The following is a 17,325-nucleotide window of genomic DNA, read 5'->3' as shown; positions in this document are numbered from 1 at the left end:
AACGCCCGGTTACATTCCGAACCCGGAAGCTAAGCCTCACAGCGCCGATGGTACTGCAGGGGGGACCCTGTGGGAGAGTAGGACGCCGCCGAACTTATTTTGGAGAAAACCCCCGCACCATTTTGGTGCGGGGGTTTTCTGCGTTATGGGTGTTTCATGGCCCACCCCATGGCGGCCGGCCGTCGCCACGGAGGGTAAGGTCATGGGGCATCGTAGGAACGTTCCCACAGGAGGCCCCCGGGTGGAGGTCCAGGAAACCCGTGTCCAGACCGACCGGGTTCTCACCATCCCGAACATCCTCAGCATGGCGAGGCTGCTCGGCGTACCTCTGTTCCTGTGGTTGATCCTCAGGCCCGTGTTCGGCGGCCCCAACAGCGACGTGTGGGCACTGATCGTGCTGATGCTCAGCGGGATCAGCGACTATCTGGACGGGAAGCTCGCGCGACGCTGGAATCAGATCAGCAACCTGGGCCGGCTCCTCGACCCGGCTGCGGACCGGCTCTACATCCTGTCGACATTGGTCGGGCTCACTTGGCGCGAGATTCTGCCGCTGTGGCTGACTTTGGTGCTACTCGCGCGTGAAGCGGTCCTCCTGGTGATGGTGGGAATCCTCCGGCGGCATGGCTATCCGCCGCCGCAGGTGAACTTCCTCGGGAAGGCAGCCACCTTCAACCTGATGTACGCCTTCCCGTTGTTGCTGCTCAGCGATACAAGTGGCTGGCTCGGGACGCTCGCTGCTATTTTCGGATGGGCGTTCGCAGGATGGGGTACAACGCTGTATTGGTGGGCAGGGATCCTGTACGTGGTTCAGGTCCGCCGGCTCGTCAGAGCGGACAACACGGCCGACTGAGCCTGCCGTATTCGGTGGCGTTTTAGGCGGGCTGAGTCGGCAAGACCGTCGTCTCTCAAGGAGGACGCTTCCGACATGAAGGCCGTCGTGATGGCTGGAGGCGAAGGCACACGCCTTCGCCCCATGACCTCGAGCATGCCCAAGCCGCTCCTGCCTGTGGCCAATCGGCCCATCATGGAGCATGTGCTACGGCTGCTCAAGCGGCATGGGCTAAACGAAACCGTCGTCACCGTTCAATTCCTCGCCTCATTGGTGCGGAACTATTTCGGTGACGGGGAAGAGCTCGGAATGGAGCTCACCTATGCCAATGAGGAGAAGCCACTCGGCACCGCCGGCAGCGTCAAGAACGCCGAAGACGCGCTCAAGGATGACGCATTTCTCGTCATCTCCGGTGACGCGCTCACTGACTTCGACCTCACCGAGCTCATCAATTTCCACAAGGAAAAGGGTGCGCTTGTCACCGTATGTCTGACGCGGGTCCCGAATCCTCTGGAATTCGGGATCACGATCGTCGACGAGGAAGGCAAGGTCGAGCGGTTCCTGGAGAAGCCGACCTGGGGTCAGGTCTTCTCCGACACCGTCAACACGGGCATCTATGTGATGGAGCCTGAGGTGTTCGACTACGTGGAGCCGGATGTTCCGGTGGACTGGTCGGGCGATGTCTTCCCGCAGCTCATGAAGGAGGGCAAGCCCATCTACGGGTTTGTCGCCGAGGGGTACTGGGAGGACGTCGGCACCCACGAGAGCTATGTGAAGGCACAGGCCGATGTGCTCGAGGGCAAGGTCGATGTGGAGATCGACGGCTTCGAGATCTCGCCGGGTGTCTGGGTCGCGGAAGGCGCGGAGGTGCATCCGGACGCCGTACTCCGTGGTCCGCTGTTCATCGGTGACTACGCGAAGGTCGAAGCCGATGTCGAGATCCGCGAGCACACCGTCATCGGCTCCAATGTCGTCGTGAAGACCGGTGCCTTCCTGCATCGCGCTGTTGTGCACGACAACGTCTACATCGGTCCCCACAGCAACCTGCGCGGCTGTGTCGTCGGAAAGAACACCGACATCATGCGCGCCGCGAGGATCGAGGACGGCGCGGTCATCGGGGACGAGTGCCTCGTCGGTGAGGAATCGATTGTTCAGGGGAACGTACGCGTCTACCCCTTCAAGACGGTCGAGGCCGGCGCCTTCGTCAACACCTCGGTGATCTGGGAGTCCAGGGGGCAGGCCCATCTGTTCGGCGCCCGCGGGGTGTCCGGGATTCTCAACGTCGAGATCACGCCCGAGCTCGCGGTGCGTCTGGCGGGTGCGTATGCCACGACGCTGAAGAAGGGCTCCACGGTCACCACCGCGCGCGACCATTCGCGAGGTGCCCGGGCGCTGAAGCGAGCGGTGATCTCCGCGCTGCAAGCCAGCGCGATCGACGTGCGGGACCTGGAGAACGTGCCGCTGCCGGTGGCCCGGCAGCAGACCGCGCGGGGCAGCGCCGGCGGCATCATGATCCGGACGACTCCCGGGGTGCCGGACTCCGTCGACATCATGTTCTTCGACGGACGGGGAGCGGACCTCTCGCAGGCGGGGCAGCGCAAGCTCGATCGCGTCTATGCCCGGCAGGAGTACCGGCGCGCCTTCCCCGGTGAGATCGGTGATCTGCACTTCCCGTCGAGCGTCTACGACTCGTACACGGGATCGCTGCTGCGCAATATCGACACGAGCGGCGTCGCGGAGTCCGAGCTCAAGGTGGTGGTCGACGCCTCGAACGGAAGCGCCGGGCTTGTGCTGCCGAGCCTGCTCGGGCGGCTCGGGGTGGATGCCCTGACCATCAACCCGGGTCTCGACGAGTCGCGGCCCACCGAGACCGCGGACGCCCGCAGGTCGGGTCTGGTGCGGCTCGGAGAGATCGTCGCATCGGCGCGGGCCGCGTTCGGCGTGCGGTTCGATCCCGTGGGCGAGCGGTTGTCGCTGGTGGACGAGAAGGGGCGGATCGTCGAGGACGACCGCGCGCTGCTCGTCATGCTGGACCTCGTGGCGGCCGAGCGGCGGAGCGGGCGTGTGGCGCTTCCGGTGACCACCACCCGTATCGCCGAACAGGTCGCCGCGTACCACGGCACTCAGGTGGACTGGACGACCACGTCGCCCGACGACCTGACCCGTGTCGGCAGGGACGAGGCGACGATCTTCGGCGGTGACGGTCGTGGCGGCTTCATCGTGCCGGAGTTCAGCAGCGTCTTCGACGGTACGGCCGCGTTCGTGCGGCTGATCGGGCTTGTGGCGCGGACGCAGCTCACGCTCAGCCAGATCGATGCCCGTATCCCGCGTGCCCACGTGCTCAAGCGGGATCTGGCGACTCCGTGGGCGGTCAAGGGACTCGTCATGCGGAGGGTCGTCGAGGAGGCCGGAGAGCGGTCCGTGGACACCACGGACGGGGTACGGGTCGTCGAGACCGACGGGCGCTGGGTGATGGTGCTTCCGGATCCCGCCGAGGCCGTCACGCACCTGTGGGCCGAGGGCCCCGACGACGCCTCCGCGCAGGCCCTGCTCGACGAGTGGTCGGCGGTCGTGGACAGCGCCGGACGCTGATCTTCACCGCGCGCCGGGCCCCGGCAGTTCAGCCGGGCCCGGCGCGCCGGTGGGGCCATTCGGAGGTACGGGGCGCGACGTGCGACGATGTGCGGCATGCCGCAGCAGCCCCCCGTTCGGAGCACCGATTCGCGCCCCCCGCGCCTGGACGCTTCGATGTCGCTGCTCACCAATGTCATGGACCACAGCCTCGACGACGGTTACGCGGAGGCGGCGGCACGCAAACAGGCGCAGGGCGAGGGCGGATTGCCCCGTACCCTGCGCGCGAAGCTCGGTCTCGCGGCCGGGCTCGTGCTTGCCGCGCTCGTGGTGACGGTGGGTGCCGCCGAGGCGCGGATGGCAGCTCCGGTGCTCGCCAAGGAGCGCGAGGAGCTCATCGACCGGATCGAACGCGAATCGTCCGACGCCGACCACCTCGAGGACGAGGTCGACGCGTTGCGGGACGACGTGGACGAGCGGCGCAGTCGCGCCCTCGACGAAGACGGCAGCGGCCAGGGGGAGTTGGTGGCGCTGCTCGCGGGGGACACCGAAGTCACCGGTCCCGGGATCAAGCTCGTCGTGGACGATGCTGGTGGCGACGGCGAGGGCGGCGACGGACCGCGCGGAGAGACGGGTTTCTCCGACAACGGGCGCGTACGCGACCGGGATATGCAGCAGGTCGTCAACGGCCTCTGGGCGTCCGGTGCCGAGGCCGTCTCGATCAACGGGCAGCGGCTGACCGCCCTGTCCGCGATCAGGGCCGCGGGTGACGCGATACTGGTCGACAACAAGCCCCTGGTGCCGCCGTACACCGTGCTCGCCATCGGTGACGGAAAACAGTTGAGCACCAAGTTCCAGGACAGCGCGGACGGGCTCTATCTGCACGCGCTGAAGGAGAACTTCGGGATCAAGGCGGATATCTCCGTCGAGGACGAACTGCGGTTGCCGGCTGCGCCGAGCCTGATCGTACGAACCGCAGAGCCGAAAGCAGGGAAGGGCACATCGTGATCGCCGTACTGGGCCTCGTCGTGGGCGTCGTCGTCGGACTCTTCGTCCGGCCCGAGGTGCCCGCAGTGGTCGAGCCGTATCTCCCGATCGCGGTGGTCGCCGCGCTCGACGCGGTGTTCGGAGGGCTCCGCGCGATGCTCGACGGCATCTTCGACGACAAGGTCTTCGTGGTCTCGTTCCTGTCCAACGTCGTGGTCGCCGCGCTGATCGTGTTCCTCGGCGACAAGTTGGGCGTCGGTGCGCAGCTTTCGACGGGTGTGGTCGTCGTGCTCGGCATCCGGATCTTCTCCAACGCCGCGGCCATCCGCCGCCATGTCTTCCGGGCGTGAAGCCGATGAGCAACCCTCAGGAAAACCTCGTGCCGGATGAAACGCCCGCGCCGGAAGTCACCGGCCGGCAGCGGCTGTTGCGGAGTCTGTGGCCGCCGAAGGTGTCGCGGGCGCAGCTGATCGTGGCGCTGCTGCTGTTCGTGCTCGGGCTCGGACTTGCCATTCAGGTGCGTTCGAACAGCGAGAGCAGTGCGCTGCGCGGAGCGCGTCAGGAAGATCTTGTCCGCATTCTCGATGAACTGGACGACCGCACCCAACGTCTAGAAGACGAGAAGCAGCGTCTCGACGATCAGCGGACCGAGTTGGAGAACAGCTCGGACCAGGCCGAAGAGGCGCGCAGGCAGACGGTGGAGAAGGAGCGGCAACTCGGGGTACTCGCAGGGACGGTGGCGGCCGAAGGGCCCGGGATCACCGTGACCGTCACCGACAGCAAGGGAGCGGTCGAGGCGGACATGCTGCTCGACGCGATCCAGGAGCTGCGGGCCGCGGGCGCCGAGGCGATCCAGATCAACGATGTGCGGGTGGTGGCGAACACCTACCTCACGGACGGCTCCGACGGGGTCGAGGTCGACGGTCGCCCGGTCGCCGCTCCGTACCGCTTCAAAGTGATCGGCAAGGCGCAGGACCTCGAACCGGCCCTGAACATCCCCGGAGGTGTCGTGCAGACCATGGAGAAGGAGCAGGCCACGGTGGAAGTGACACGCGGCGAGAAGATCGTCGTGGATGCCTTGCGACGGGCGAATCGTCCTGACTACGCTCGGTCGTCCTCCCAGTGAGGCAGGGGCGTGTCACAGGCCGTGAGCGAGGGCATGAGGTTGCGGGGGGTCGGCGCACCGGAAGGGTGTCGCGTGGTGGAAACTGTCCGGAGGTTGCGGACGTTGAGAAGGTGTCTGCGTCGCCGATGTACGCCGGTGTGAGCAGTCAGGGTTCGTCCTGCCCCACGGGCGGGTCTGTTTCGGTCAAGGGGAATCGCCCGTGAAGTTGTTTCAGAAGTTGTTCGGCAAGAGCTCGCGCGAGGACGGCGGCGCCGCCAGGCACCGCGCTCCGCGGCATGGAGGAGAGCCCGAGGGCCAGGGTGGTGAACGCCCGCTGTTCCGCGATCAGGTGGGCGGCGCCGGCGGTGACATTTCGGGCGCTCCGGGCGCGTCTTCTGTTGACCCTGCTGTGTCCGGCGGCATAGGTTTCTCAGAACCATCAACCTCAAGTACGGGTGGAGAGTTCGGCGCCGGCCCGTATGCGTCCCACGCCCCCGCGGGGCAGCCGCGGCAGGAGGATCCGTCCATGTCGGCCCTGGTGTGTACGAGGTGCGGTAACCGGAACGCCGAGGCCAGCCGGTTCTGCTCCAACTGCGGCGCGCCCCTTCGGGCTCCGGGTGGCGAGCGGCCCTCCGAGACGACCTCGACCATCTCGATCTCGGGACTCGAGGCCTACGAGGCGGAGGTGACGGGCCAGACCCCGACACCGGGACTCTCGCCGGAGGCCCAGGCCGCCGTCGACGCACTGCCGCTCGGTTCGGCGCTGCTCGTCGTGCGCCGCGGGCCGAACTCGGGCAGCCGCTTCCTGCTCGACGGTGAGCTGACCACCGCGGGACGTCATCCGCAGAGCGACATCTTCCTGGACGACGTGACCGTGTCCCGTCGCCATGTGGAGTTCCGTCGCGGTGCGGACGGGATCTTCACCGTCTCCGACGTGGGCAGCCTCAACGGCACCTATGTCAACCGTGAGCGCATCGACGCGGTGCAGCTCTCCAACGGTGACGAGGTGCAGATCGGCAAGTACCGCCTGGTCTTCTACGCGAGCCAGCGGGCCATCTGACCTGCAGGGAAGGCCCATGCTTCACACACCGAGGGGCGGTGCCGGAAACGGCACCGCCACCGCGGACGGCGAGCCCGTCAGTATCGGGCAGGTACTGAATCTGCTGCGCGAGGAGTTCCCCGAGGTCACCATCTCCAAGATTCGTTTCCTGGAGTCCGAAGGCCTGGTGGAACCGCAGCGCACCCCGTCCGGGTACCGGAAGTTCAGCGCCGTGGACGTCGAGCGGCTCGCTCAGGTGCTGCGGATGCAGCGCGACCACTACCTGCCGCTCAAGGTCATCAGGGAGCACCTGGACGCTCTGGAGCGCGGAGAGCAGGTACCGGCGGCCCATATGGGCCAGCAGCGGACCTCTGACGAGGACCTTCCCGTCGGCCTCGCCATGCCGGCCGACCAGCCCACCGCGGGCCGGATCAGCCGCGCCACGCTGCTTGCGGCGGCACAGGTCGACGCGGACGAGCTGGCCGAGTGGGAATCGTATGGCCTGATCACGCCGTCGGCCGAGGGCGACTACGAAGCCGACGCCGTGCAGATCGCGAAGCTAGTCGTCGAACTCGGAAGCTCGGGAATCGAGCCGAGGCATCTGCGGGCCATGAAGGCCTCCGCCGAGCGCGAGGCGGGCCTGGTCGACCAGGTGGTGGCTCCGCTGCGGCGGCACCGCAATCCGCAGACCAGGACCCATGCCGAAGCCCGTACGAAGGAGCTGGCGGCGCTCACGATCAAGCTGCATGCGGCGCTTGTCCAGTCGGCGCTCAGGGTACGCCTGTAGTGACTGGGAGGGTGCCCGACTACCCAAACCGGTCGGGCAGGTCCTAGGGTTGCTGTGTGAATGAGCTCGACGTTGTCGGTGTCCGGGTCGAAATGCCCTCCAACCAACCGATCGTGCTCCTGCGTGAAGTGGGTGGCGACCGCTACCTCCCCATCTGGATCGGACCAGGGGAGGCGACGGCGATCGCCTTCGCTCAGCAGGGCATGGCCCCCGCACGGCCGCTGACGCACGACCTGTTCAAGGACGTGCTGGAAGCCGTGGGCCAGGAGCTCACAGAAGTGCGCATCACCGACCTTCGGGAAGGTGTCTTCTATGCGGAACTTGTCTTCGCGAGTGGTGTCGAGGTCAGCGCGCGGCCCTCGGACGCCATAGCGCTCGCCCTGCGTACCGGAACGCCGATCTACGGCAGCGACGGCGTCCTCGACGACGCCGGAATCGCGATTCCGGACGAGCAGGAGGACGAGGTCGAGAAGTTCCGCGAGTTCCTGGACCAGATCTCACCCGAGGACTTCGGGACGAACAGCCAGTGACGCCGCCCGTACCAGCGGGCCGGCGTGCGCATTCGGCTAGCCTTTCCACGCGGTGAGGCGGCTCAAACCACACTTCGGGTGATTATCACTCGGCGTGCCGAGTGTGGCGTTCGTTGACGTGCTCCTGGGTACTGCCTACCGTCGAGAAGGCAGGTCAAGGACGGAGGCCGACGTGAGAAGCAGCGGCGACGGTACGGCTGGGGGTGCCCCCGGACGAAGTCTGGGGGAAGGTCCGTACCCGCTTCACAGCGGCGCGACCGATCACTCTCCGCAGCGGCCGGCGGCAGCGCGGGGGAACAGCGGTGAGGCGGCCGAACAGGTCGGCTACCGCGGACCGACCGCCTGCGCGGCGGCCGGCATCACCTATCGGCAGCTGGACTACTGGGCCCGTACAGGGCTCGTGGAACCCAGCGTGCGCCCCGCCTTCGGGTCGGGGACGCAGCGGCTCTACAGCTTCCGGGACGTCGTCGTCCTGAAGATCGTGAAGCGGTTCCTGGACACCGGGGTCTCGCTGCAGAACATCCGCACCGCGGTGCAGCATCTGCGCGAGCGGGGATTCGCGGATCTGGACCGTATGACGCTGATGAGCGATGGTGCGACGGTCTACGAGTGCACCTCGCCGGACGAGGTCGTCGAGCTGCTCCAGGGCGGTCAGGGGATCTTCGGGATCGCGGTGGGCGTCGTATGGCGTGATGTGGAGGCTGCGCTGGCGCAGCTGCACGGGGAGCGCGTCGACACCGGCGAGACGCTCATCGGGCACAACCCTGCGGATGAGCTGGCGCGGCGGCGGGGCAATCGCGCCGTCTGACAGCTTGCGGCGGTGGGGAGATCGCGCTGTCCGGCAGCCCGCGGGCGGTGACGTGATCGCGCCGTCCGACGCGCGGCCCCGGCGTCTTCGGGGCCGTTGTCAGTGGCGTAGGGCAGCATCGGTGCTGTGAGAGCGGCGCCCACCATCCTGCACCTCGACATGGATGCCTTCTACGCCTCGGCGGAGCAGGCATCCAAGCCGAGCCTGCGCGGGAAGGCCGTGATCGTGGGCGGGCTCGGGCCACGCGGTGTGGTGGCCACCGCTTCGTATGAGGCACGTCGGTTCGGGGTGCACTCGGCGATGCCGATGGGGCAGGCGCGGCGGCTCGCGCCGAATGCGGCCTACCTGGTGCCGCGGTTCGGGTTGTACCGGGATATCAGCGAGCAGGTCATGGGGCTGCTGAAGGAGCTGTCGCCGCTGGTCGAGCCGTTGAGCCTGGACGAGGCCTTCGTTGATCTGGAGGCGGGCGAGGTGGCCTGGGACACGGCCTCCGCGCTGGCGGTGGGGGAGAAGCTCAGGGCCGACATACGGGCGGTGACCGGGCTCACCGGGTCGGTGGGGCTCGCGGCCTCCAAGATGCTGGCGAAGATCGCGTCCGAGGATGCCAAGCCGGACGGGCTGCGGCTGATCGTGCCGGGGACGGAGCGGGAGCTGCTCGCGGACAAGTCGGTGCGGATCCTGCCCGGTGTCGGTCCCGCGACGGGTGATCACCTGCGGCGGGCCGGGATCACGACGGTGGGGGAGATCGCCGAGGCCGGTGCGGACGAGCTCGTACGGCTGCTCGGCAAGTCGCATGGCGGGCATCTGTACACGATGGCGCTGGCTGTCGACGAGCGGCCCGTGGTCGCCGAGCGGGAGACCAAGTCGGTGTCCGTGGAGGACACCTTCGATGTCGACATCCACGACCGGGTGCGAGTGCGGTTCGAGGTGGACCGGCTTGCGGAGCGGTGTGTGGGGAGACTGCGGGCCGGTGGGCATTCGGGGCGGACCGTGGTGCTCAAGGTGCGGCGCTATGACTTCTCGACGCTGACGCGGTCCGAGACGCTGCGGGGGCCGACGGACGACCCGGCGGTCGTACGGGAAGCGGCGGCGCGGCTGCTCGAGTCCGTGGACACGACGGGTGGGGTGCGGCTGCTCGGGGTCGGCGTGAGCGGTCTTGCCGACTACACGCAGGAGGATCTGTTCGCTCAGGCGCAGGCTGCTGAGGCGGAGCTTGCTGCTGCGGCCGCCGACTCGGCTTCGGCTGCCGATTCCGGGGACGGAGCTGTGAGGGACGAGGAATCGGCGCTCGGGGCCGAAGCGGCCGAAGCCCCTGAGACGGCGCCTGCGGAGCGGAGGTGGCATGCGGGGCACGATGTGCGGCATGCCGAGTTCGGGCCCGGGTGGGTGCAGGGGAGTGGGCTCGGGAGGGTGACTGTGCGGTTCGAGACGCCGGGGTCGGGGCCGGGGCGGGTGCGGACGTTTCGGGTGGATGATCCGTTGCTGGCTCCGGGGGAGCCGTTGCCTCTGGTGGGGTCGGCGGAGTAGCGCCGGGTCCGGGGGCTCGCCCACGGACCCCCATTGCATGAACTCCATGGAGTGGGTAGCCCGCGGGGGCTCCGCCCCCTGCTCCCCCGCATCCGGACTTCGTTCGGATCTGCTCAATCGCCGCAGGGGCTGAATTACTCGCCGGCGAGTTGGCCGAAGTCGCGGTCCGCTGGGGGATCGGTGTCGTCCGTGAGGGAGATGCCGTAGTGGTGGTAGAGCTGGAGCTCTTGTTCGGGGGAGAGGTGGCGGCCCACGCCGAAGTCGGGAGCGTCCTTGATCAGGGAGCGTTCGTACGGGACGTGCAGGGTTCCCTCGACCAGTTCGCTGGGTTCCAGGGGGACGAACGCGTCCCTGCTGAACAGTCCCGTGCGTATCGCCGCCCACTCGGGGACACCGGTCGCATCGTCGAGATAGACCTCGTCCACGGTGCCGAGTTTTGAGCCGTTGCGGTCGAAGGCCTTGCGGCCGATCAGACTGCGGGGGTCGATGTCGGTCTGCACAGGCCCTCCAGACAAGTCGCACGTCAGCCGGACGTCAGTCGCAAGTCATCCGTATTGACTACGAAAGAGCACATTGCCGCCCTCGGCCACTCGGGGATTTCGGGGTTTGTAGGCGAGGAATCGACGGGTGTGCCCGCTGGTAGGCTGGCAGACGGCTGCTGACCCCGTGCGGGAGAGCTCTCCGGGCCCAGTGAACGTGCTGGCCGGAGGCGCCGAAGGAGCAAATCCTCCCCGGAATCTCTCAGGCACCCGTACCGCACGGACGAGGTCACTCTGGAAAGCAGGGCGGGCGTCCACGGCTTCCGCTCTCACCGACGGTGAAAGTCGGGCTGTGCACATCGTGAAAGATGGAGCACGGTCCGGTGAAACTCTCAGGTTGAGATGACAGAGGGGGAGGCCGTCCGGGTACCCGCGCCGTGGTACCCCTCGCAGGTCGTATCGACCAGGAGGCCTCCGTAATGACCGCCAACCGCATCCCGCTGCACGAGCTCGAGCGTGGCATCCCCTTCGAGCAGCGTCACATCGGGCCCGACGCCGAGGCGCGCGCCAAGATGCTCGCCCAGGTCGGCTACGGCTCGCTCGACGAGCTGACCGCGGCCGCGGTGCCGGACGTCATCAAGAGCGCCGAGGCGCTGGATCTGCCCGAGGGGCGCAGCGAGGCCGAAGTCCTCGCGGAGCTGCGCACGTTGGCCGACCGCAACCAGGTGCTCGCGCCGATGATCGGTCTCGGCTACTACGGCACGTTCACGCCGCCGGTGATCCTGCGCAACGTCATGGAGAACCCGTCCTGGTACACGGCGTACACCCCGTACCAGCCGGAGATCTCGCAGGGCCGGCTCGAGGCGCTGCTCAACTTCCAGACCGTTGTTGCCGATTTGACCGGTCTGCCCACTTCTGGCGCCTCGCTGCTCGACGAGGGCACCGCCGCCGCCGAGGCCATGGCGCTGGCGCGACGGGTCGGCAAGGTGAAGCAGGGCGTCTTCCTGGTCGACGCCGATGCGCTGCCGCAGACCATCGCCGTGATCGAGACCCGCGCCGAGCCGACCGGTGTCGAGGTGGTCGTCGCCGATCTCTCGCAGGGCATCCCGGCGGAGGTCGCCGAGCGCGGCGTCTTCGGTGTGCTGCTGCAGTACCCGGGCGCCTCCGGCGCCGTCCGTGACCTCAAGCCCGTGATCGAGCAGGCACACGAGCTCGGGGCGATCGTCACCGTCGCCGCCGATCTGCTCGCCCTGACGCTGCTCACCTCGCCCGGCGAGCTCGGCGCGGACATCGCGGTCGGTACGACGCAGCGCTTCGGTGTGCCGATGGGCTTCGGCGGTCCGCACGCCGGCTACATGGCGGTCCGCGAGAAGTTCGCGCGCAGCCTGCCCGGTCGCCTGGTCGGTGTCTCGGTCGACGCCGACGGCAACAAGGCGTACCGCCTCGCGCTGCAGACCCGCGAACAGCACATCCGCCGTGAGAAGGCGACCAGCAACATCTGCACCGCGCAGGTGCTGCTCGCCGTCATGGCCGGTATGTACGCCGTCTACCACGGCCCGCAGGGGCTGGCCGACATCGCCCGCCGTACGCACCGTTATGCGACGATCCTCGCCGAAGGCCTGAAGGCCGGTGGTGTCGAGGTCGTGCACGGCTCCTTCTTCGACACCCTCACCCTGCGCGTCCCCGGGCGGGCGGCCGAGGTCGTGTCCGCCGCGCGTGAGGGCGGGGTCAACCTGCACCTCGTCGACGCCGACCACGTCTCGCTGTCCTGTGACGAGACGACCACCCGTACGCAACTGGCCGCCGTCTGGGCCGCGTTCGGGGTCGAGGGCGACATCGTGGCCCTCGACGAGGTCGCCGGTGAGGCCCTGCCCAGCGGGCTGCTGCGCACCGACGAGTACCTCGCGCACCCCGTGTTCCAGGAGCACCGTTCCGAGACCGCGATGCTGCGCTACCTGCGCAAGCTCTCGGACAAGGACTACGCGCTCGACCGCGGCATGATCCCGCTCGGCTCCTGCACCATGAAGCTGAACGCGACCACCGAGATGGAGCCGGTCACCTGGCCCGAGTTCGGCCAGCTGCACCCCTTCGTGCCCGCCGAGCAGGCGCAGGGCTACCTGACGCTGATCCGTGAGCTCGAGGAGCAGCTCGCCGAGGTCACCGGCTACGACAAGGTCTCGCTGCAGCCCAACGCCGGCTCGCAGGGTGAGCTCGCCGGCCTGCTCGCGGTGCGCGGCTACCACCGCGCCAACGGCGACGACCAGCGCACCATCTGCCTCATCCCGTCCTCCGCGCACGGCACCAACGCCGCGAGCGCCGTGATGGCCGGCATGAAGGTCGTCGTGGTCAAGACCGCCGACGACGGTGAGATCGATGTCGAGGACCTGCGTGCGAAGATCGAGCTGCACAAGGACCAGCTCGCGGTCCTGATGATCACGTACCCCTCGACGCACGGTGTCTTCGAGGAGCACGTCGCCGACATCTGCGCCCAGGTGCACGACGCCGGCGGCCAGGTCTATGTGGACGGCGCCAACCTCAACGCCCTGGTGGGCCTTGCCAAGCCGGGGCACTTCGGCGGCGACGTCTCGCACCTGAACCTGCACAAGACCTTCTGCATCCCGCACGGCGGCGGCGGTCCGGGCGTCGGTCCGGTCGCGGTGCGCGAGCACCTCGCCCCGCATCTGCCCAACCACCCGCTGCAGCCCGCCGCCGGTCCTGAGACCGGTGTCGGTCCGATCTCCGCCGCGCCGTTCGGCTCGGCCGGGATCCTGCCGATCTCCTGGGCGTACGTACGTCTGATGGGCGGCGAGGGCCTCAAGCGCGCGACGCAGGTCGCCGTGCTCGGCGCCAACTACATCGCCAAGCGCCTGGAGCCGCACTACCCGGTGCTCTACACCGGTCCCGGCGGTCTGGTGGCGCACGAGTGCATCATCGACATCCGGCCGCTGGCCAAGGCGACCGGTGTGAGCGTGGACGACATCGCCAAGCGTCTGATCGACTACGGCTTCCACGCGCCGACGATGTCCTTCCCGGTGGCCGGCACCCTGATGATCGAGCCGACCGAGAGCGAGGACCTGGGCGAGCTCGACCGGTTCTGCGACGCGATGATCGCGATCCGCGCGGAGATCGAGAAGGTCGGCTCGGGCGAGTGGCCGGCCGAGGACAATCCGCTGCACAACGCACCGCACACGGCCGCGACCATGGCCGGTGAGTGGGAGCACCCGTACACCCGTGAAGAGGCCGTCTTCCCGGGCGGTCTGGTGGCGGCGGAGAAGTACTGGCCGCCGGTGCGCCGGATCGACCAGGCGTACGGCGACCGCAACCTCGTCTGCTCCTGCCCGCCGCTGGACGCGTACGAGAACTAAGTCCCCCGGGACATACATCAGGGCCGGTTCGGAGAGTGGATCTCCGGGCCGGCCCTCGGTGGTGCTGGGTGGTGCCCTCAGGCCGCGCGGACCACCGAGCCGGTGCCCAGAGGCCGGTGCGGCGCGATGATCTGTCCGTCCGGCAGCAGCTCACCGGTGTCCTCGAAGAGCAGGACGCCGTTGCACAGCAGGCTCCAGCCCTGCTCCGGGTGGAAGGCCACAAGGAGCGCGGCTTCCCGGTCGGCTGAGTCGGCTGTGGGACAGGCTGGCTGGTGCTGGCACATGGAAGGGTTCTTTCGCTGGTCCGTAGTGGTGATCTGTGTCCCGCGGATGGATCGGTGTGCTGCGGTGTTCATTGCCGCCCCCGTGTGGTCGGTCCGGAACCAGTGTTGCCCTACGGGCTCGATTCCGCAGGGATTTACCGGCAGCGCTCCTCACCAGGAAGTGACGCATCACCCGTGCGGACGGTTCAGTCCAACTCGGCGGTCTCTTCGGGTGGTTAGGGGTGGCCTGAAGGGGCTAGTCCGGTCGGGCGGTGCGAGGCGGGCCCATGTAGGGGCCACGCGGGTTGCCTTTCCGCGACATGCGTACGTCCTGTGCTCTCTGCGCCCCGCGACATGCCTGTGCCCCGCGACCGGCTGGATCGCGGGGCACAGGAACACGTGCTCAGACCGCCTGGCCGAGCAGGGAGGCGGGAGCGAGCCGGTGGGTCAGGACCGGGAGCAGCTCCGCCGCGAGGTGCGGTTGGTGGGCGGCGATCCCGGGGGGCGCGGGGGCCAGGGGTACGAGGACATCCGTGGAGGCGAGGCGGCCCTCCGTACCGTCCGAGGTGCAGTCGTTGTGCAGCCACAACGTCAGCATGTACAGCTCGGGCACCGAGAGCAGACGCGGCTGGCAGCGCGTCTGCAGGGACTCCGCCTGGCGCAGGGCCCGTTCGGTGGAGGTGATGTACGGGCCTTCGAAGAAGTGCGAGAAGGTCCAGCCGTCCGCCGTGAGCATCGTGTCGCAGGCGGCCACGGTGCGGCCCTCACTGCGCAGCAGGAAGCGCCATCCGGTGAGCCGGGTCCGGGGTGTGCCGGCCTGGTTCAGGACGTGGACGGGCAGCGGGAGTTCGGCGGTGACGGGTCCCTGTGCGTTGCGCAGGGACGGGGTACGCGCCTCGCGTACGGCGGTGGGGGAACCAAGTGCCGCGAGGACGCTGCGCAGGGCTGGCGCGGGAGCCGGAGGGACTTGCAGCGGCATGATGGGTCGCCTCTCATGAGACAGGCTGGTGGTGCGGGGGCGTGGGTGCAGACGGCGTTGTCAGCTCTCGGGGCCAGAGGGGCGGGGGATGGCCAGGATCCAGTCCGCGAGCGCCAACTCTCTGCCTCGTTCGCGGAGTTTATACGACGCGTGTTCTCACAATGTTTCGGGTAGCCGTCGTCAGTATTGCGGGCAAGGCGGTATTCGGTCGCCGTGCCGCGGTATTTCTCCCGATTCCGTACCGGGGTGGCGCCGCTGACCTGGGGTATGTCCGTACGGGCGGTCGGCCGATTCTCGTCGGCGTATTCCACCACTGCTCTCGCGGGCGCAACTGCGCTGTGCCGCATGCCGCGTGAATGTGCCGCGGGTGAATGTGATTGAGGGTACAGCCGGGTGGGCAGATGCGGGGCGTTATCGATCACATTGCCTGGGCATCATCCCCGGTGACATGGCCGTGGACTGCCCAATCGAGGAGGGGACACTTCGATGGGGGAGAAGGTCGCGGCGGGAGCGTTCGACCTGTCCGATCGGCAGCGCTACCGCAGAAAGCTGCAGCAGTGCCTCGCCGGGCTCGCGCGTCTGCTGGACGAGAAGCGGTTCGACCGGCCCCGGAATCTCATGGGCATGGAGATAGAGCTGAATCTCACGGGGCCCGATGGTCTGCCGAGAATGATGAATGCGGAAGTTCTCGAACGGATCGCGAGCCGTGATTTCCAGACCGAGCTCGGGATGTTCAATCTCGAAGTGAATATTGCTCCGCACGCGCTGGGCGGACGCGTTCTCGACCAGCTCGCGGAGGAGCTGCGTACCGGACTGAACTATGCGCACCGTAAAGCGAACGAAGTGGCCGCAGGGATCGTCATGATCGGAATTCTGCCGACGCTCGGGCAGGACGATCTGGTGTCGTCGAATCTTTCCGCCGTCGATCGCTACATGTTGCTCAACGACCAGATGGTGGCTGCCCGGGGCGAGGACTTCCATCTCGAGATCGAGGGTGTCGAGCGGCTCAGCTGCACCTCCGCGTCGATCGCGCCCGAAGCGGCCTGCACCTCCGTGCAGTTGCATCTGCAGGTCACACCGGGGCGGTTCGCCGATGTGTGGAACGCGGCGCAGGCCGTCGCGGCCGCGCAGATAGCCGTGGGTGCCAACGCGCCCTTCCTGTTCGGTCGCGAGCTGTGGCGTGAGTCGCGGCCGCCGCTGTTCCTGCAGGCCACCGACACGCGTCCGCCCGAGCTTCAGGCGCAGGGCGTGCGGCCGCGCACCTGGTTCGGGGAGCGGTGGATCACCAAGCCGTACGACCTCTTCGAGGAGAATCTGCGCTACTTCCCGGCGCTGCTGCCGATCTGCGACGACGAGGAACCGCTGCGCGTGATCGACGAGGGCGGTGTGCCGTCGCTGGCCGAACTCGTGCTGCACAACGGCACGGTGTACCGCTGGAACCGTCCCGTCTACGGGATCGCCGACGGTGTACCGCATCTGCGGGTGGAGAACCGGGTGCTGCCGGCCGGTCCGACCGTCACCGATGTCATCGCCAACGCGGCCTTCTACTACGGCGTCGTACGGGCGCTCGCCGAGGACAGCCGGCCGGTCTGGACGCGGCTGCCGTTCGAGGCGGCCGCCGCCAACTTCGACGCGGCGTGCCGGTACGGCATCGAGGCCGAGCTCGACTGGCCGCGCCCCGGGCGCTTCGGGGGCGTGGCGCGGATGCCGGCCGTCGATCTCGTACGCAACGAACTGCTCCCGCTGGCGGCCGCGGGGCTCGATGCGTGGGGCGTGGCGCCCGTGGACCGGGACCACTATCTGGGGGTCATCGAGGAGCGCTGCAAGCGCCGGGTGAACGGGGCCTCCTGGCAGGTGGCCACCTACCACCGGGCGCTGGAGAGCGGTCTGGGCCGGGAGGCGGCGCTGGCCGCCACGACGCGGCGCTACTGCGAACTCATGCACGCGGGCGAACCCGTGCACACCTGGCCGGTTGGGGCGCTGCCGGACGCGGTGGTGGCTCCCGGATGAACCCGGGCTCGAGGCGCGCGGCGGGCCGGGTTCGCCCCGGCCCGCC

15 protein-coding genes, 1 rRNA gene and 1 riboswitch are annotated in these 17,325 nt (G+C 68.2%); of the genes, 13 read left to right on the top strand and 3 right to left on the bottom strand.

Annotation, left to right across the window (positions count from 1 at the left end):
* The 11 genes from rrf to ABT367_RS35020 form a co-directional block, all read left to right on the top strand.
* Nucleotides 1–94 (top strand): 5S ribosomal RNA (rrf, locus tag ABT367_RS35070); the annotation flags it as partial.
* A 147-nt stretch (nt 95–241) separates the two neighbouring features.
* A complete protein-coding gene (locus ABT367_RS35065; protein ID WP_352257330.1) occupies nt 242–850 on the top strand; it encodes a CDP-alcohol phosphatidyltransferase family protein in 609 nt (202 codons plus the stop codon).
* Nucleotides 851–925: 75 nt separating this feature from the next.
* A complete protein-coding gene (locus ABT367_RS35060; protein WP_165336426.1) occupies nt 926–3,421 on the top strand; it encodes a mannose-1-phosphate guanyltransferase in 2,496 nt (831 codons plus the stop codon).
* 87 nt (nt 3,422–3,508) lie between these two features.
* Nucleotides 3,509–4,408 carry a DUF881 domain-containing protein gene (locus ABT367_RS35055; protein ID WP_352257329.1) on the top strand — a complete coding sequence of 300 codons (900 nt, stop codon included), beginning with the start codon at nt 3,509–3,511 and terminating at the stop codon, nt 4,406–4,408.
* Nucleotides 4,405–4,737: a small basic family protein gene (locus ABT367_RS35050; protein WP_008749169.1), complete on the top strand. Its 333-nt coding sequence runs from the start codon at nt 4,405–4,407 to the stop codon at nt 4,735–4,737. The genes ABT367_RS35055 and ABT367_RS35050 overlap by 4 nt, the downstream gene beginning before the upstream one ends.
* Nucleotides 4,738–4,742: 5 nt before the next feature.
* The gene (locus ABT367_RS35045) at nt 4,743–5,513 is read left to right on the top strand and encodes a DUF881 domain-containing protein (RefSeq protein ID WP_434975610.1); all 771 of its coding nucleotides are present in this window, start codon (nt 4,743–4,745) and stop codon (nt 5,511–5,513) included.
* A 157-nt stretch (nt 5,514–5,670) separates the two neighbouring features.
* On the top strand, nt 5,671–6,552 hold the full coding sequence (locus tag ABT367_RS35040; RefSeq protein ID WP_233416625.1) for an FHA domain-containing protein: 882 nt from the start codon (nt 5,671–5,673) through the stop codon (nt 6,550–6,552).
* 16 nt (nt 6,553–6,568) lie between these two features.
* The gene (gene ftsR / locus ABT367_RS35035; protein WP_352257327.1) at nt 6,569–7,318 is read left to right on the top strand and encodes a transcriptional regulator FtsR; all 750 of its coding nucleotides are present in this window, start codon (nt 6,569–6,571) and stop codon (nt 7,316–7,318) included.
* A 56-nt stretch (nt 7,319–7,374) separates the two neighbouring features.
* Nucleotides 7,375–7,848, top strand: coding sequence for a bifunctional nuclease family protein (locus ABT367_RS35030; protein WP_006123076.1), 474 nt, complete (start codon nt 7,375–7,377; stop codon nt 7,846–7,848).
* Nucleotides 7,849–8,020: 172 nt separating this feature from the next.
* Nucleotides 8,021–8,656, top strand: coding sequence for a MerR family transcriptional regulator (locus ABT367_RS35025; protein WP_165336420.1), 636 nt, complete (start codon nt 8,021–8,023; stop codon nt 8,654–8,656).
* Nucleotides 8,657–8,782: 126 nt separating this feature from the next.
* Complete coding sequence (locus ABT367_RS35020) at nt 8,783–10,183, top strand: DNA polymerase IV (RefSeq protein WP_352257326.1); 1,401 nt, start codon at nt 8,783–8,785, stop codon at nt 10,181–10,183.
* A gap of 134 nt (nt 10,184–10,317) precedes the next feature.
* Here ABT367_RS35020 and ABT367_RS35015 read toward each other — a convergent pair whose 3' ends face one another.
* Nucleotides 10,318–10,683, bottom strand: coding sequence for a PRC-barrel domain-containing protein (locus ABT367_RS35015; protein ID WP_352257325.1), 366 nt, complete (start codon nt 10,681–10,683; stop codon nt 10,318–10,320).
* Nucleotides 10,684–10,842: 159 nt separating this feature from the next.
* A riboswitch (glycine riboswitch) is annotated at nt 10,843–10,950 on the top strand.
* A 191-nt stretch (nt 10,951–11,141) separates the two neighbouring features.
* Between ABT367_RS35015 and gcvP the strand changes: the two genes are divergently transcribed.
* Nucleotides 11,142–14,027 (top strand): aminomethyl-transferring glycine dehydrogenase, encoded by a 2,886-nt coding sequence (gcvP, locus tag ABT367_RS35010; RefSeq protein ID WP_352257324.1) that lies wholly within the window; start codon nt 11,142–11,144, stop codon nt 14,025–14,027.
* Between the two features lie 77 nt (nt 14,028–14,104).
* Here the strand turns inward: gcvP and ABT367_RS35005 are convergent, their stop codons facing one another.
* Nucleotides 14,105–14,311, bottom strand: coding sequence for a DUF5999 family protein (locus tag ABT367_RS35005; RefSeq protein ID WP_052582559.1), 207 nt, complete (start codon nt 14,309–14,311; stop codon nt 14,105–14,107).
* Between the two features lie 382 nt (nt 14,312–14,693).
* Nucleotides 14,694–15,269 (bottom strand): hypothetical protein, encoded by a 576-nt coding sequence (locus tag ABT367_RS35000; protein ID WP_352257323.1) that lies wholly within the window; start codon nt 15,267–15,269, stop codon nt 14,694–14,696.
* A 486-nt stretch (nt 15,270–15,755) separates the two neighbouring features.
* Here ABT367_RS35000 and ABT367_RS34995 point away from each other — a divergent pair, with 486 nt between their 5' ends.
* Nucleotides 15,756–17,279 carry a glutamate--cysteine ligase gene (locus tag ABT367_RS34995; RefSeq protein ID WP_352257322.1) on the top strand — a complete coding sequence of 508 codons (1,524 nt, stop codon included), beginning with the start codon at nt 15,756–15,758 and terminating at the stop codon, nt 17,277–17,279.
* Nucleotides 17,280–17,325: the final 46 nt, after the last annotated feature.

It is taken from the genome of Streptomyces mesophilus (assembly GCF_040300965.1).
Taxonomy (GTDB): Bacteria; Actinomycetota; Actinomycetes; order Streptomycetales; family Streptomycetaceae; genus Streptomyces; species Streptomyces mesophilus_A.
Note: the sequence above shows the minus strand (reverse complement) of the source record. Positions and strands in the feature narration are given on the sequence as shown.